1 protein-coding gene is annotated in these 14967 nt (G+C 74.1%); it reads left to right on the plus strand.

The window, feature by feature from the left end; all coding sequences use genetic code 11:
• The first annotated feature begins 786 nt into the window (after positions 1 to 786).
• Positions 787 to 14916: a hemopexin repeat-containing protein gene (locus AC5L38_RS33915; RefSeq protein ID WP_495246879.1), complete on the plus strand. Its 14130-nt coding sequence runs from the start codon at positions 787 to 789 to the stop codon at positions 14914 to 14916.
• Positions 14917 to 14967: the final 51 nt, after the last annotated feature.

Here is a 14967-nt window from a genome sequence, read left to right on the forward strand (position 1 = left end):
TGGCGTGCCCGGGGCAGGGGGCGCCGACGGGGACGCCTGTGGTGTGCCCGGAACGGGGGGCACCGGCGGGGACGCCGCGACCGTCGCCGCGGCGACGCCGGTCACGCCGAGTAGAGCGATTGCCGCCGCGGCCGACCTGTGGCGTGGGATGAATGCCATCTCCCCAGACTAGGGCCCTCCCTCTGCCCGCTCTCATCGATACCCCGCCTTGACGAGGTGCCGGGATCCCGCGTGGCCTGCGCCTACGGACCGTGAGGGGTGGAAGGCGATCCGCGGGCGGGCGAACATGTATTGCAGGCGCACCGCGACTGTGCTCTTCGATGAGGCGGGCTCTGTGCCGGGGAGGTGGCCGGCGCGGTCGTCTTTTCGGCCGTGGCGGTGTGACTCCTGGGGCGCAGGTTACGGATGTCCTTTATCTCCCGCCGCTGCGGCGGCTTCCTCGGTGTCCGTCCGGCCGAAAAGACCTGCCCGAAAAGCGACATTTACCTAAAAACGTGATTTGCGGTTATTGGGCGATTTGAATGGACCGTCCAGGTGAGCGGCTATAGCCATCCTCTTATGAGGTTGATACTATTCGTCCGCTTAGCTTACGCATGCATGATCTTTTGCTCGGGGGGCCTGAGGTCGGCTGCGGTTTTTCGCGTAACGGGGCATTGACGGCAGCACCCATCAAGGACGGCGCGTCGATACGTCCTGCCCGAAATACCAGGCGATTCCCCTGCCTGTTCCCATGCCCATTCGGATTGTGCGCGCCCGCGGTCCCGTCGCGGCCGTCCAGGAGGATCTATGCAGCCGGCCGACTCCCTCCCGAGCTACGAGCAGCTGTTCGGCGATCTCGACTTCCGCGAGCGGGACGAGTCCCGTTCCGTGTACTCACCCGCCGCCTACCTCGCCGAACTGCTCCAGCTCCTCGGCGACGACGCCCCGTCCGGCCTGCTCGGCGACCTCCTCTCCCGCCGTCCCGCCCTTGGGAACGTTCCACTGGACGGCGCGAACACCTACACCGAGCTGCCCTATCTCGACGTGGTGAACGAGGTCCTGGAGCAGGAGCTGACCCGGGGCCGCACGGTCGGCGCCGACCAGGTGCTGCGGGCGCTGCGGCACCCGTTCACCATGCCGTTCTCGCTGCGGCACGAGCGGCTGCGCCGGCTGCTGCACCACCTGGAGGTCGAGCCCGCCGAGCTTTACCGCCACCTCGCCGACGCCCCCGCCCCCGACGTCGTCGCCCGCGAGTACCTGGGGCTCACCCGGGACGACGTCGAGGTTCTCACCACCCCGCTCGGCGACGGCCCCGTACTGCGCGGGCACTGGGGGCTGGACCCCGAGGCCGGGGAGACCAGCCTGCGCGTACTGGAGGCGGTCCCCCGGTTCCGGCAGGCCGCGTCGATCACCGGCACCGAGCTGCGGGAACTGCTGTACGGCGGCCTCGGCGAGGCCTCGGCCGGAGGGGCGCGCCCCGAGCGCTCGGCCGCGTCCGCGTTCTTCGTCCACCACGGCGGCCCGGTGGTCGTCCTGGACGCCGAGGAGGAGCGGCTCGTCTGCGCCGACGACCCCTCCGACCCCTACGACGGCGGCGCGTCGATTCCCGCGGCCTGGTTCGACCGGGCCTCCAGGTTCGTCCGGCTGGCCCGCCGCACCGGGCTGACCTTCACCGAGCTCGACCTGGTGCTGCGCGACTGCTGCGACAACCGGATCGACGCCGCGGCGCTGCGGCACCTCGCCGTGCTGCTCCACCTGCGCCGTGGCCTGGACGTGCCGATCGACGTCGCTGTCAGCCTGGTCGCCCCGCTGAACACGCTCGGCGCGGGCGACGGCGAGGTGCCGCGGGACCTGTTCGACCGGGTGTTCAACGTGCCCTTCGCCACGGCGGGCGCCCCGGTGATCCTCGGCTCGGCGCGGGTGCCGCACGGCTACGCCGACCGGCCGGTGCTCGCCTGCGCCGGCGACATCCTCGCCACCCGCAACAGGGAGTACCGGCGGCGGGTCACCGCGGCGCTGTCCCTGACCGAGGACGAGCTGGCCGCCCTCGTCACCCGCTTCCGGGAACGTCCCGCCTCGGACGACACGGCGCCGCCGCCCCCGTTCGACCGCGCGACCGGCCCCGCCGAGCTGTCGCTGCTGCACCGGATCCACCGGCTCTCCGCGGCGCTCGGCGTCTCGGCCACCGAACTGCTCGACGTGCTCGACGCGCTGGAGGGCGACCCGGCCCTGCGGCGGCACACCACCTTCCCGCTGCTGATCGACACCGGGGCGAGCACCGGCGACTACCACGCGGTGCTGGCCGGCGGGGACGTCGCCTCCGGCCTGTGGCTGGCGCAGACCCTGCTGGCCGTGGTGCCGTGGATGCTGTCCGCCGACCTGAACGGCCGGGAGCTGGCCACGGTGCTGGGCCTCGCGGCGGCGCGGGCGGGGGCCGGAACCGGAACCGGCGGGCAGGGCGTATTGAACGGACAGGGCGTCCTGAACGGGCAGGCCGTCCCGGGAGAACCGGGCGGGCCGGAGGAGCCGGACGCCGACGCGGCCCTGCTGGCGGAGCTGCGCCGGCGGTTCGAGGAGCTCGCGCCCTCTCCCGAGCTGTTCGCCTCCCGCCGGTTCGGCCCGCGCGCCGCCGCGGTGATCCACGACATCGCCGTCGCCCACCCGGACGGCGTGGTCTCCCGCAGGGACGCCCGGCTGCTGCGCGTCGACCCGGCCCGCGCCGCGGCCGCCGCCTACGCCGCCCTCACCGAGCTGGACATGGTGGTGGGCGGCGACCTGGAGGGGATCGGGCTCGGCGACCGCCTCGCCGTCAAGGTCTACACCAACCTGGTCGTCGCCGGCCATCTGGAGCCGGGCGGCGCCCTGGTGGCGGACCGGCTGCCGGAGGCGCCCGCCGGGCTGCGGCTGGCCCGCGACTTCGGCGCGCACCGCGACGCGCTGTTCGACCTGGTACGCAGCCTGTGCCCGGTGCCGCCCCCCGGCGAGCCGCTGCCGGAGCCGGCCGTCTTCTTCCCCTCCGACCTGGCGAAGCTGGCGGACCTGGACGAGGGGGAGCGCGCCGAGCTGTACGACAACCTGATCTTCAACGGCTACCTCGACGACCAGGGGACCGTGCTGCGGCCCGGTTTCTTCGCCCTCCGGGAGAACCGCGCCGCGTTCGCGGTGAACGCCGACCTGGGCGGCGTCGCGGCCGGCGTGCACGCCCGGCTGCGCGAGCTGGCCACCCGGTTCACCGGCGGCGCCGTCGCCTTCGACCCGGCGGTCCTCGCCGCGCTGCCGCTGTCGCCGCGGCAGGTCACCGCCCTGGTGGAGAGCCTGCGGTTCAACGGCCACATCGACTCCGAAGGCTTCTTCACCGATCCGGCCGCGCTGCTCGACCCCGGTCTCGGCGAGCCGGCGCTGGCCCTGGAGTTCTACCCGTACCGCAGGCACGTCCTGGGCGCCCTGCGCGGCCTGCTCACCAGGGCCCGGGCCGAGCTGCTCGCCGTCACCCCGGCGGACTTCCTGGACATCACCGACCCGGCCGCCGCGCAGCGGGCGGCCGACCTGCTGGACGGCGTCCACCTGGCCGACGACCGCATCCTGCGGGGCAGCCGGGCGTTCTTCGCCGACCCGGCGAACCGGCTGGAGCTGGCCGGGTTCACCGCGGCCGAGAACTCCGCGATCTTCCAGCGGGTGGCCACCGCCCTGGCCGACCACCTCCCCTACCGGGTCGACCCGGCGGCGGCGGCCGAGTTCGGCTTCGACGCGGGCGAGCGGGAGCAGCTCGTGGTCAGGTTGGTCAACGCCGGGCACCTCACCCCGGAGCTGGGCGTCCCCGAGCACCGGCTCGACTACTTCGCCGAGATGTACAACGCGCTGGACTTCGCCCTGCCCGGCCTGGAGGACTTCGCCAAGGACGTCTTCTTCCTGCTGCACGCCGTCGCGGTGCGGACGAACGCGGCGATCGCCGAGATCACCGCCAGGCTGGAGGCGCTGGCCGCCCGGCAGCGCGCCACGCTGCTGGCCGTGCTCCAGGACGAGCTGGGGGTGAGCGCGCAGGTCGCCGCCGCGGCCTGCGCGGCGGTCACCGGCGGCCCGGCCGAGGCGGTGGAACTGCTGGTCGCCCCCGCGCTGGCCGACCCCGCACCGGTCGCCCCCGTGTCGGCCCTTCCCGTCCCCGCCGTCTCCGCGTCGGCCGCCCCCGCGCTGATCGCCCCCGCGCCCGCCGGAGCCGGACGCGGCGCGGACCTGCCCCCCGACTCGCGCGCCGCCCTCCGCCGCATCCGCGCCGTCGCCCTGCTCGCCGGGAAGTTCGGCCTCGACGCGAACCAGATCGTCCTCGCCTTCCGCGACCAGGACCTGGCCGGGAAGTTCCCCGAGCCGCTGGCCGCGCCCCGCGGCGTCGACCGGATCGACGCCCTGCTGGAGAGCTCCGACGGCAACGTCTACCTGTTCCGCGGCCAGGAGTGCTGGGTGTACGGCCCCGGCTACGCCCGCACCGGCGACGAGCCGGTGCCGCTGACCGAGCTGTCCGGCCGGTTCGCCGGCCTCACCGGCGTCGACGCCGCGTTCAGCGACGTCAACGGCACCGACTGGATCATCGGCAGGGACACCGGCGGCGTCACGCGTACCTTCACCCGGCAGCGTGGTGGCGCCCGGTGGACCCCGAACACGCAGGAGTGGGGCGTGGTCGAGAACGCCTTCGACGCCCCCGCCGCGATCGACGCGGCGTTCACCGACGAGGAGGGCCGGGTCTACCTGTTCTGCGGCGACCAGTACGTCCGCTACTCCGGGGCCGGGCGTGAGCACGTCGACCCCGGCCACCCCCGCCGGATCGGCGAGTGGTGGCAGGACGGGCAGCGCGGCGCCGAGCTGCCCGACCGGTTCCGCCGCTCGCTGGACGCGGCCTTCCGCGGCACCGACGGCATCACCTACCTGTTCTCCGGCGACCGGTTCCTCGCCGTGGACGGCACCGCCGCCGAGCGGCCGGTCGCCGACGCCTGGGGACGGATCCGCAACGCGTTCGCCGAGACCGGCCGGATCGACGCCGCCTGCGCCGACGGGGCCGCCTACATGGTGTTCTCCGGCGACCAGGTGTTCCGCTACTCCGGCGACCTCGAGAGCGGCGAGCTGCGGGCGGACGCGGGCTTCCCGCAGCTGATCGAGGCGTTCCTGCCGGGCGTCCCCGCCGAGTTCGCCGGTGGGGTGGAGGCCGCGTTCCGCGACCCGGCCGGGGTGCTGCACCTGTTCAGGAACGGCAGGACCGTCGCGCTGCGCCGGAGCGGGCCGGAGATCGCGACCACCGCGCAGCGCTGGGGGAGCATCGGCGCGGCCCTGCCCGGCGGCACGGTCGACGCGGCCTTCGTCGGCCTGGACGGCCGCACCTACCTGTTCTCCGGCGACCGCTACCTGCGCTACTCCGGCGCCGACTACTCGACGGTGGACCCCGGCTACCCCAGGCGTGTCGCCGACGACTGGGGCGGGCTGCTGCGGGTGGACGCCGCGTTCACCCTGGGCGGCGCCACCCACCTGTTCGGCGCGGCCGGGCTGATCACCTGCGTCGCGCTGGAGCACGCCGGCGACCTGGACGCGGGCCGGCTGCCGCACCCGGTGCGCAGGCTGCTGCTGGAGCACGGCATCGTCGCCGCCGAGGACGCGCCGGTGTCCGGGGCCGGTCCCGAGTGGCGGGTCACCGCCGACCACGGGATCACGCTGGTGCTCCGCCGCGCCGTGGACCCGGCCGCCGTGAACCCGATCACCGGGAAACGGGCCCCGGGGGAGCGGATCGAGGTCCACCTCGCCGAGGAGTCCGAGGCCTCCTTCCACGTCCGCTACTCGACCAAGGACTACGGCGTCCCCGACGCCGCCCACCCGCAGGCGCTCGCCGCCGGCCGGTGGAACCTGCCGGACGGGCTGGGCGACGCACCGTTCGCCAAGGTGGACGCCGCCTTCACCGGCAGGGACGGCCTGGTGTACGTGTTCTGCGAGGACCGGTACGCCACCTTCGACAACAAGCGCCGCTGGTGGTCGGAGCCGCAGCCGCTGCGCCGGCAGTGGGACGACCTGCCGTTCGACCGGGTCGACGCGGCCCTGCTCGGCAAGGACGGCCGGACCTACCTGTTCTCCGACACCCGCTACGTCCGCTACTCGACCGGCAACCACACCCGGATCGACGACCGCTACCCGGCGACGATCACCCGCTTCTGGGGGAACGTCGTCAGCGCCATCGCCCGCACCGGGCGGGTCGACGCGACCCTCGTGGCGGCCGACATCGGGGCGGACGGCGTGGAGCGCACCCGTACCTACCTGTTCTCCGGCAACCAGTACGTCCGCTACACCGGCACCGACCTGTCCACGCCCGACCTCGGCTACCCGCAGGTCCTGTCCGCGCTGCCGCGCGAGCCCCGGCTGGGCAATCTCAAGGAGGCGCCGGCCGGGGTGGACGCCGCGTTCGCCGACCGGGGCACGGTGTACCTGTTCGGCGGCGGGCGCTGCCACGCGGTCTCCCAGGCCGCCTACCGCCGCTACGAGAACGCCCTCCCCGAGCCGGTCGGCTGCGCGTTCGACCAGGACGGCGCGCTGCTGGCCGAGCGGTCCGGCGAGTGGCACCTGCACGGCCAGCCGGAGCGGGGGGCCGTCGAGCCCCGGCGGGCCCGGCCGAGGTTCCCGCGCGCGGTGCCGCCGGAGTTCCGTACCGGCCTGGACGCCGTGCTGCACGGCGCCGACGGCAACACCTACCTGTTCAAGGGCACGTCGTGCTTCGACACCCGGCTGGGGCGGGCCTACCCGCTGGCCGAGGAGTGGGGCAGGCCGCGCAACAACGTCTACCACGACAACGCGGTGGACGCCGCGTTCGTCGGCACCGACGGGAAGACGTACCTGTTCAGCGGCGACCAGTTCGTGGCGTACGCCGGCGCCGCCACCGTGGACGCCGACGTCGACGGGGCGCCGCTGCCGATCGCGGCGCACTGGGGCGGGCTGACCCGGGTGACGCTCGCCTACGTGCAGGACGGCACCACGTACCTGTTCGAGCCGCCCAGGGCCGACGGCACGATGCGCTACGTCACCTACACCGGCCGCGACTACACCCGGGCCCCGGAGGGCGGGGTGCCGCGCGTCGCCGCCGCAGGCTTCTGGGGCGTGCCCGAGGAGTACCTGCCCGCCGGGTTCACCGTGCCGGACGCCGTACTGTCCGTCGGCGAGACGACGCTGCTGCTGTTCGACGGCCAGTACGTGCGCCGGGATCCCGCCGGCCCGGCCGGCACGGCGACCGGCGGGCCGGTGACCGGGGCGTGGTCGCGGCCGCGCCCGCTGGAGCGCGCCTGGCGCGGGCTGGCCAAGGCCGACGGCCTCACCAGCGCGTTCGTCGGCCGCGACGGCGCCACGTACTTCTTCTTCCCCGGCGAGTTCGCCCGCCACGACGGCACCCTGGCGGCGCGGCGGCCGATCAGGGACGCCTGGGGCCGGACCCGCAACAACTTCCTGGGCACCGGCGAGGATGTGGTCGACGCCGCGTTCGCCGACACCTCCGCCGACGGGAGCCGGGTCACCTACCTGTTCTCCGGCGACCAGTACGTCCGCTACACCGGCACCTCCTACCGGCACGCCGACCCCGGCTACCCCCGGCCGATCATCGGCAACCTGCGCGCCGAGGAGGCGTTCACCGGGCTGCCGGTGTCGTTCGACGAGGACCTGGCCGACCGGCTGGAGGCCGACGGGCGGGCCATGGTCGACGCCGTGACCGGCGGCGGGCGCACCGTGCGCGTCCTGTCCGGGCGCGTCTGCCACGTGCTGTCGCGCGGCCTGACCGCGACCTTCGACCAGGCGGCGCTGGCCAGGGTCCGCAACACCGTCGCCGAGCGGCGGCGGGTCGACGCCGCCCTCGTGGTGAACGGGGACGCGGGCCCGCGCACCCTGCTGTTCTCCGGCGACCAGTACGTCCGCTACTCCGACGCCGGAGGCTACGACCAGGTCGACGAGGGATATCCCCGGGTCATCGCCGAGGCGCTCCCCGCCGAGCTGGGCGTCGCCGAGCTGCCCGAGGCCTTCCGCGACGCGATCGACGCGGCGTTCCAGGACGCCGACGGGGCCGTGTACCTGTTCGCCGGATCCCGCCACCTGCGGATCGCGGCCGGTCAGGCGGCCGAGGCGCCGATCGCCGGCACCTGGGGCGTGGTGGACAACGCCTTCCGCGCCCCCGGGGCGACCGTGGAGGCGGCGTTCACCACCCGCGACGGCGACCTGTACGTCTTCTGCGGCGGCCAGTACGCCCGCTACCGGATGACCCGGCTGAAGGCCGTCGAGGACGGCTACCCGAGGCCGGTGGCCGGTGACTGGGGCAACCTGCCCGAGGCGTTCGACGCCGGGCCAGACGCCGCGTTCTCCTTCGAGGGCCGCGCCTACCTGTGCCGGGGCACCGAGCACGTCCGCTACTCCGGCGACCGGTACGACACCCCCGACCGCACCTACCCGCAGCCGTTCCGGCACCGCTGGTCCGGCACGGCCGACTTCCGGCTGAGCGACGTGCGGACGATCGCCGGGTTCGCCGAGCTGGCCCGCGCCCACCCCGGCGACCTGGCCGCCTTCCTGCTGCCCGGCGAGGCCGCCTTCGAGGACCCGTACCGCTACCTGGCCGACCTGTTCGGCTGGGACGCCGACGAGATCCGGTGGTGCCGGCGGCGGGTCGGCCTGCTGACCGCCGGCGCGGCCGACGAGTCGCTGTTCGAGCTGGAGTTCCTGATCCGGATCGCCGCCCTGTTCGCGTTCGCCGCCCGGCTGGGCACCGTGCCGTCCGCGCTGCACGCCGACGTGTGGTCCCGGCTGTACGGCGACGCCAAGGACGGCGGTGGCGGTGACACCGCTCTGGACGCCGCCGCCGAGGCGCTGCGGGAGCTGCTGCTCCGCCGCGGCGACCCGGCCGACCGGCCCGCGCTGGAGCGCACCCTGCACGACGAGCTGAACGTGCTGCGGCGCGACGCGCTGGTCGCGGCCGTGCTCGCCCGCCGCCCCGGCGACCGGCTGCGCACCCCCAGGGACCTGTTCGACCGGTTCCTGATCGACGTCGAGATGGGCCCCCGGGGCGACACCTCCCGGGTCAGGGAGGCCATCGCCGCCGTCCAGCTCTACGTGCACCGCTACCTGCTCAACCTGGAGTCCTCCCCGCCCAGCGGGTCCGCCGGGTCCGGAGTGGTCGCCCTGAACGGGGCCGGGGGCGTCGTCGAGTCCGCCGAGGACGCCCGCCGCCGCATCCTCGAGTGGTGGCGGTGGATGCGCGGCTACCGGCTGTGGGAGGCCAACCGCAAGGTCTTCCTCTACCCGGAGAACTACATCCGGCCCGAGCTGCGCGCCGACCGCACCCCCGCCTTCCGCGCGCTGGAGGGCGACCTGCTGCAGAACGAGATCACGCCCGTGGCGGTGGAGCAGGCCTACAAGCGCTACCTCGACGAGTACACCGAGGTCTCCCGGCTCACCATCGCCGGAGGGTACGTCTACACCAAGGACCGGGCGGCCGACGGCCCGTACCGGCTGGCGCTGTTCGGGCGCACCAGGACCGACCCCCGGCGCTACTACCACCGCCGGGCGGAGTTCACCAGCAGGGAGCGGCTGTCGGCGTCCTGGGAGCCGTGGCAGAAGGTCGGCCTGCAGATCGACGCCGACGAGGTGCACCCGGTGCACGCCTTCGGCCGGCTGTTCGTCTTCTGGGCGGCCGTGGAGGCGGTCGCCGACGACGGGGCGACGACCACCGTGGTGGCCGAGTCCAAGGGCGACGAGCAGAAGGTCAGCGGCAAGCCGCCGACCCGGCAGATCAAGATCTTCTACTCGTTCGAGAACCTGAACAAGGAGTGGGTGACGGCGCAGACGCTCGGCGTGGGCGCCCCGCGCAGCGGCACGATCGACGGCATCACCCTGTTCATCCAGCCGGTGGCCGCGGGCGAGGACCGCACCTCCGTCGTGGTCGCCTGCGCCTACACGGTGACCACGCCGAACCCGCCGGACAAGGACGGCAAGCCGCAGGCCCCGACCGTGCGGCGTACCGGCATGATGTTCTCGCTCAGCGCCGAGCTCGGCGCCGAGGACCTCACCGAGCGGGCCCTGGCCGACATCCCCGGCATCTCCGACCTGCCCTTCGGGATCTTCCACGGCTCCGTCCTGAAGGTGCTGGCCGGGGCGTGGGTCGCGGGCGAGACCGACGACAAGGTCGCCCAGGCCCTCACCGCCGCGGCCGAACGGGTCGCCGAGATCTTCGTCGACCCGGTGCGGGCGGCCGACGTCGTCCGGTTCGACACCCCGGTCGCGGCCGAGTCCGGCTCCTGGTTCAGCGTGGACGTCAAGGGCGGCAGCTTCCTGTGCCGCCCGGCCGACGTCGGCCCGGACGACTCGGCCACCCTGATGCCGCTGGACGGCAACGACGACGGTCTGCCGGTCTGGGGCCGGGTGGACGCCGCGGTCGAGCTGCCCGGCGGCGCCCGGTACTTCTTCGACAACACCGCGGGCCAGTACGCGGAGTCGGTGCCGGGCGAGGTCCCGGACGGGGCTCCGGCGGGTACACCCGCGGGCGCGCTGAGCGGGCGGCTGGCCACCGCCTCCCGGTGGGGCCTGGTCCCCACGGTCCTGCCCAAGGCCGACAAGGTCGACACGGTGCTCACCCGCGGTCAGCACACCTTCGTCTTCTCCGGCCAGCGCTACGTCCGCTTCACCGGCGTCCCGTTCCAGGTCATCGACGACGGCTACCCGAAGAACATCAGGACCAGCAGGGACGACCTCCCGCCGTGGACGAAGGTGGACGTCGCGTTCACCGCCCCCGACGGCGTCGAGTACTTCATCTCCTACGGCCTGGGGCGCTACATGACGTCCGAGGACATCGCCGCCGGGGCGGCCAGGAACCCCCCGGAGGCCCCGGCCGACCACCGGCTGGAGGACCTGCGGGTCTTCGAGGACATGCCGGGCACGCTCAAGCCGCTGGACGCGGTGCTGGTCAACGACCGCCACGCCTACGCCTTCGCCGGGAACTCCTACGCCCGCTTCGTCTGGAGGACCGACCAGGACGGAAACGGGAACGGGAACGGGAGAGGGCACGGCGGAGGTCACGGCGGGGGGAACGGCGGGCAGCGACGGAGCCGGTTCGTCCTCGACGAGTTGCAGGGGCAGAGCAGGTACCCGCTTCCCCTCGACGGCAACCGGGCGGGCCTGCCGCAGACCCGGGTCAACGCCGCGGCGTGGCGCGACGGCGTCACCTACTTCTTCGACAACGGCGACAACGGCACCGCCGGCGGCACCGGCAGCGGCTTCTACCGGAAGATCACCTCCAACGGGACCACCACCCAGCACAGGATCGGCGCCACCACCGCGCTGGCCTCGACCGGCAAGGTCGGCGCGGCCTACACCGGCGGCGGCAAGCTGTACCTGACCAGCGGCACCGAGTACGTCCGCTACACCCTGGGCGGCGACGGCCTGCCGGGCCGCCTCGTCGACGAGGGCTATCCCAAGCCGCTGACCAGGGAGATCGACACCGCCTTCACCCGGGGCGACAAGGTCTACCTGTTCTCCGGCGCCACCTACGCCCGGGGCGCGACCGGCGGCGGGCCCGACACGGCCGGTGAGTACCTGCCGGTCGCCGGGGCCTGGGGAGGGCTGCCCCGCGAGTCGCCCACCCCGTTCGACGCCGCGATGGACTCCGACGAGGGCCTGTTCCTGTTCGCCGGCGGCTTCTACGCGCGCCGCACGAGGAGCGCGGCCGTGCCCCGCCCGTACGAGCGCACCGCCCTGCCCTTCGAGATCATCCGGCTGACCACGGGCACCGCCGCCGCGCTCAACCAGCGGCTGCTGTCGGGCGGGGTGGCCGCGCTGCTGGACACCGCCACCCAGGAGAGCGACGAGGTGGCGGTCACCGTCGACCCCAGGGCCGCCACTGCGGTCCGGGTCCGCAAGGACAAGGTCGACGAGGGCCGGCTGCCGACCGGCGCGCACCTGGACTTCCAGAGCGCCAACGGCATCTACTACTGGGAGATCTTCTTCCACGCGCCGCTGCTCATCGCGCAGGCGCTCAACGAGGCGCAGCGCTTCGAGGACGCCAAACGGTGGTACGAGTACGTCTTCGACCCGACGGACCCGCGCGGGCACTGGCGGTTCCTGCCGTTCCTCGGCGCCGACCTGCGGGCGCTCGCCGAGGGCTGCGCGCGCGACCTGGAGGTGCTGCGCGAGCTCGGCGTCACCGTCACGAAGGTCGAGGAGGCGGGGCTGGCGGACGTGCTGGCCGCGCTGCGCCGGCTCGCCGCCGCCGACGCGGGCGACGGCCGGCCCCGCGAGATCGACGTGCTCGCCGTCACCGACGAGGACACCCACCACGCCGTCGGCGCCGCCGTCACCACGCTGGCCGCCACCGAGGGGCTCACCGCCGGGCAGGCCGCGGCGGTGGCCGCGCTGGGGGAGCGCACCGCCGTCCTCGCCGACCTGGAGAAGCAGCTCCGCGCCCTGGGCGGCCGGGCCGACCTGCTGCGGGCCTACCGGCAGGACCCGTTCGACCCGCACGCCATCGCCATGCTGCGCCCGGTCGCCTACCGCCGCGCCGTGGTGATGGGCTACATCGACAACCTGCTCGACTGGGGCGACATGCTGTTCCGGCAGTACACGCCGGAGAGCGTCGACGAGGCGCGGATGCTGTACATTCTCGCCTTCGACCTGCTCGGCGAGGCCCCGGAGCGGCTGGGCACCGCGCTGCCGCCGAAGGCGCGGTCCTTAACCGACCTGGAGGAGGAGCCGGGCGACCTCGACCTGCTCGGCTACCTGACCGGCGGCGGCTCCCTGCTGGAGCAGGCGGGCAAGGCGCACGCGGGCGCGGCCTCCTCCTACTTCCACATCCCCGACAACAGCCTGTTCGCCGAGTACTGGCAGCGGGTCGCGGACCGGCTGCGCAAGATCCGCGACTCGCTGAACATCCTGGGCGTCAGCCAGCCGCTGCCGCTGTTCGAGCCGCCGCTTGACCCGATGCGGCTGGTGCGCGCCGCCGCCGCGGGCACCCCGCTCGGCGAGGCCGCCGCGGCCGCGACGGCCGTGCCGGTGCCGCCGCAGCGGTTCCCGGTGGCCCTGCGCCGCGCCCAGGAGCTGACCGACCGGGTCCGCCAGTTCGGCGCCGACCTGCTGGGCGTGCTGGAGCGGCGCGACGCCGAGGAGCTGAGCCTGCTGCAGACCAGGCAGGAGGGGACGATCCTCGGCCTCACGCTCGCCGTCCGGCAGGCGCAGGTGCGCATCGCCGAGGAGGACCTGGCCGAGCTGGGCGAGAGCCTGTCCTCGGCGAAGGGTCGCTCCGTGCACTACGGCGACCTCATCGGCTCCGGGTTGTCGGCGCTGGAGCACGGCCAGCTCGCGATGATGTCCACCGGCGCGGCCCTGCACGTCGTCGCCGCCCTCCTCAAGACCGGCGCGGCGTTCGCCTACCCGGCGCCGCAGGTCAAGGCCGGTCCGTTCATCCTGGGCACCGAGTGGGGCGGCGAGCAGGTCGGCCGGGGCCTGGACAAGGCCGGCGAGGTGTCGGAGTCCGCCGCCGAGGGCCTCAGCATGATCGGCGAGGCGCTGGGCGTGCGCGCCCAGCACGAGCGGTCCGTCGAGGACTGGAGGTTGCAGCTGGCCGTCGCCGACAGCGACGTGCTCCAGATCGGGTACCAGATCACCGCCGCGCGGCACCGGCTGGAGTCGGCCCGGCAGGAGCTGCGGATCCTGGAGCGGGACATCGCGCACAACGCGTCGACGGCGGCGTTCATGCGGGACAAGTTCACCGGCGCCGAGCTGTACGGGTGGCTGTCGGCCAGGCTGTCCGGCCTGTGCTTCCAGGCCTACGAGATGGCCCACGACGCGGCGCGGGCGGCCGAGGCGGCGTACCGCTTCGAGCGCGGCGTGCGCGACGGCGAGCCCGAGCTGATCCAGCCGGCGTACTGGGAGAGCAGGCGCAGCGGCCTGCAGGCGGCCGAGAGCCTCGGCATGGACCTGGAGCGGCTCGGCCAGGCCTACGCCACCGGCAACGTCCGCGGCCTGGAGATCACCAAGAAGGTCTCCCTGCTGGAGCTGGACCCGGTGGCGCTGCTGCGGCTGCGCTCCGGCGGCCGGTGCGAGTTCACCCTGGGCGAGGACCTGTTCGGCCGGGACTTCCCCGGCCACTTCCTGCGCCAGATCCGCACCGTGTCGGTCACCTTCGCCGACGCCGCGGGCGAGCAGCTCGGGCTGAACGCGACGCTGACCCAGCTGAACAGCAAGACCGTGCTGGAGGCCGACCCCAAGGCGGTCAAGTACCTGCTCGACCCGCAGGGCGAGGCCCCCGCCACCGTGCGCGGCGACTGGCGTCCCAGCCAGCGGATCGCGCTGTCGCAGGTCGAGTACCCGCTGGAGAACAACGGCCTGTTCGAGCTGCGCTACGACGACGAGCGCTACCTGCCGTTCGAGGGCACCGGCGCGGTGTCCACCTGGCGGCTGGAGCTCGGCGGCGGGCCGCGGGGCGTCGCCGCGGCCGGTGCCCTGACCGACGTGGTGCTCACCGTGCGCTACACCGCCGAGCACGGCGGCGACGTGTTCACCGAGTCGGTCAAGGGCATGCTGCGCCCCTACCCGGCGGCCCACCTGGTCGACGTGGCCCGCGACTTCCCGAAGGAGTGGGCGGCCTTCCTCGGCGGCGACCGCCTGGTGCTGCCGCTCTCCCCGGAGCGGTTCCCCGGGATGAGCAGCCGGCGGATCACCGGCCTGTACCCGAAGTACGAGTACGCCGGCGAGAGCACGGCGGGCACGGCGCGGCTGGTGCTGGAGACCGGGCGGCGGCTCCCGCTCGCCGACGGCGTCCCGCTGACCACTCCCGGCCTGAGCCTCAACGGCGGCGGAGGCCCGTCCGACTGGGCCTTCACCGTCGAGGGCGACCGGAGCGCCCTGAGCAACGTCACCCTGGTGCTGACGTACCAGGCGGCCGTCCGATGACCGGTCCGGCGACCGGTTCGCCGATCGCCCCGCGCCGGGGCTCCGGGAGCA

Source organism: Streptosporangium nanhuense, assembly GCF_059358815.1.